This is a genomic window from Mesobacillus sp. MER 48, assembly GCF_023714225.1.
GTDB classification, from domain to species: domain Bacteria; phylum Bacillota; class Bacilli; order Bacillales; family Cytobacillaceae; genus Mesobacillus; species Mesobacillus oceanisediminis_A.
In genome coordinates this window covers 1-456 of record NZ_JAMAUR010000035.1, presented here as the reverse complement: position 1 = coordinate 456, position 456 = coordinate 1, and the positions used below count along the sequence as shown (strand labels likewise).

Here is a 456-nt window from a genome sequence, read left to right as displayed (position 1 = left end):
AAACCAAATAGTCTGGTGGCGATGGCGAGAAGGTCACACCCGTTCCCATACCGAACACGGAAGTTAAGCTTCTCAGCGCCGATGGTAGTTGGGGGTTTCCCCCTGTGAGAGTAGGACGCCGCCGGGCGAAAAGACAGAGATTTTGATCCCTGTCTTTTTTAATCCCCATATCATTCTTTTCCAGTTACTGCTGGTTGTTAGGTAACACCTGAGGTGTTATTATAGTAACTCAGCTCCGCTTGATTGATTGTTTAAAAGACTTTCAAAAAAAGTGTTGACGAGCTGGTTCAAAGGTGGTAAGATTTAAAAGTTGTCATTTGAACGACAACAATATTGTTCTTTGAAAACTAAACAAACAAGCGTCAACAAACAATAAATTATCATGCTTCTATTAATAGAAGACATGAGCCAACGTTTTAACTTATGAGCTAACTCATAACTCTTTCTTGGAGAGTT

The 456-nt window shown here is 40.6% G+C and carries 1 rRNA gene; it reads left to right on the top strand.

From position 1 onward, the window contains the following. The first annotated feature begins 11 nt into the window (after positions 1-11). A 5S ribosomal RNA gene (rrf, locus tag M3593_RS23770) occupies positions 12-127 on the top strand. Positions 128-456 lie beyond the last annotated feature (329 nt).